The sequence below is a fragment of the Duncaniella muricolitica genome (genome assembly GCF_910574735.1).
In the GTDB taxonomy this organism is placed as follows: Bacteria; Bacteroidota; Bacteroidia; order Bacteroidales; family Muribaculaceae; genus Duncaniella; species Duncaniella muricolitica.
On record NZ_CAJTCF010000146.1, the window covers coordinates 1 to 2,496 of the forward strand.

At 45.7% G+C, this 2,496-nt stretch carries 1 protein-coding gene; it reads right to left on the reverse strand.

Annotation, left to right across the window (positions count from 1 at the left end; translation table 11 throughout):
• Positions 1 to 113: 113 nt before the first annotated feature.
• Positions 114 to 1,922 (reverse strand): reverse transcriptase/maturase family protein, encoded by a 1,809-nt coding sequence (locus QGT73_RS17150; RefSeq protein ID WP_068960681.1) that lies wholly within the window; start codon positions 1,920 to 1,922, stop codon positions 114 to 116.
• Between the last annotated feature and the right edge of the window lie 574 nt (positions 1,923 to 2,496).

The window sequence follows — 2,496 nt, forward strand, 5'->3', positions numbered from 1 at the left end:
TGTAGGCTCGACACCGGGGCGCCTTGCCGCATTTCTGCGGTAGGTTTCCCCGAGTCTGCCCCCGAACCGGACTTACACCTTTCAGCGTATCCGGCTCTCCATTGGTATATACTCTAACGCTCACTTTCTTTGATTTTGGCATAACACTCCGCACATACGGCTACCGTTTTACGGTGCCGATACAGCATCTGTCGCCCCCAAGGGGTATCGCCATTAACTGTCTTTAATGTGCGAACATGGTGCATAATGAGAGGTCCCTTGGTCCCACAGACTTCACATATGCAAGACCTTAGCCTATCCGCAAGGGTGGCTTTTGGAAGATACATTGTGCATGGGAGACGGTCACAGAAATCGAATTCTGACGGTTTTCGTCTTTTGAAACCTCCGTTGTATAGTGTACGAGTTCGGTCTTTCCCTTTCTCGTCTTTATAAGACACTGTGAACACCTTGTCTTTTTTATATTTGGCAAGGATGCCCTGCACAGTACTGTTAAGTTTCTGAGCAAGTGTCTTGTAAAGGCTATACGACATTATGTAGCCAAAACCTGCGCAGGCTTCGGAGGAGTTGTTGGCAAAACCGTAATAGTTGTAGAAACCTCTGATTTCAAGGTCATATTGAGCGACCATTTCATGTGGTTTCATTCCTATCATCGGGGTTCTTGCTTTCGGTTTCCAAACTTCTTTGCCTTTTTCTTGGGTAAATTTTACCGCTCCGAGTTCAATCAGTTTCTTTCTGACAGTTTCGGACGATAGATTTACTTTGACTACACCTACAAACATACGTTGGATGACACCTCGCTTGTTTCTTTTTGTATCATCCAATGTTTGGACGGTGATGTCAAAGCCAAGAAATTTTGCGTTCTCTGACGCATGGGTTATCAAGGTCTTTTCAGCGGATAGTTCAAGGAGCAGTTTTTCACTCATATATTGTGTGATGTCTGCCTTTATACTTTCGCTGTCGGCTTTCGACCCGATGACCCCAATCAAGAAGTCATCCGCATATCTGACATATTGAAGTCTGCGATAGTTCGCATCCATCTGTAGCCCTGCGGGTACTGAAAGACATTTTGCCTGCAATTCCTTAATCCGTTCAAACAAGCAGGCTTTCACCGTCTCATCTGTTTCGGATTTCCATTTCTTGCGCACTTTCGCGAGTTTCTTGTTAAGACTGTCGTATTCGGGATTTACCTTACGTTTATTCCCTTTCTTGAAATTTTCAGCGTATTCTGCCATGTATTTATCGAATTGGTCGAGGTAAATATTGGCGAGAATAGGGCTCACAATACCACCTTGCGGTGCTCCCGAATAGGTGTTGTGATAGTGCCAAATCTCAAGATAACCTGCACGGAGAAATTTCCATATCAGACGGATAAACCGCTCGTCGGCAATACGCTTACGGAGTATGTCCACAAGTACAGAGTGGTCAATGTTGTCGAAGAAGCCTTTTATGTCCCCTTCGATAAACCACCTGCTACCCGTGAACCGTTTCTGAAGACTGTTCAGTGCGGTGTGGCAGCTTCGGGATGGTCTGAAGCCATGTGAGGTATCCTCAAAGTATCCCTCATAGATAGCTTCCAAAATCATCCTTGCCACCTCTTGCACCAGTTTATCTTCGATTGTAGGTATGCCGAGAGGTCGGAGTTTTCCGTTTTTCTTAGGAATATAGACCCTCTTTGCAGGGTTAGGAATGTAACTCTCATCTTTTAGCGAAGAGATAAGAGCGTTGATTCTCTCCAGCGACATTCCATCTATGGTCTTTCCGTCCGAGCCGGGTGTCATGTTGCCAGGCTTGGATTTTATGCGCTCATACGCTACCATAAACAGTTCTTCGTTGAAGAACAATCGGTAAAGCCGCTCATACTTGTAGTCAGCATCGCTACTGTGTGAGCATAGAGTGTTCAATATTATCTCTGGATTTCTCATACGTCTCTCACGTTATCCGTTGATTACATTGAAGATACCAACTGCGTCCCTTTGCCATGTACAGGGCGTTACCCTGCTCGGACTACTATGGACGCTCCGTTGCCATGTCGGATATTCAGAACCGAAGTCCATAGCCTTGCGGCATTCCGATTTAGGCAATCTCCGTTTAGCACGCATAACAACTATTGGCACGACTGACTGTCGGATGCGACTTTCACCTTTTTCTCCGCTTATTGCGGTCTCGCCGTGGTAAGTTCCAGCCGTGTCAACGCGAGAAGATAGACACGGTGCCACGGGATGGCGTAAATAGCTACCTTCCGCCACCGTCACAACTGATACCGATAGATTATCGTTCAACCATTCAGGCTTCATCCTTATGTCAGTCTTTTTCCCTTGCAGCTCAGTCGCAACATGGTAGTTAGTTGACTTGCCGCTTCTCCGAAGTGCTATGTTCCCCCTAAGGATTTCTCCGCAGGGTAAGTCGGATGGGAATAGATAATATAACATAGTTAAACTTTGTTATTTGGTTGTTAACAACTGTTTGTTGGGGTGATTTTACCCCAATATGTTATTT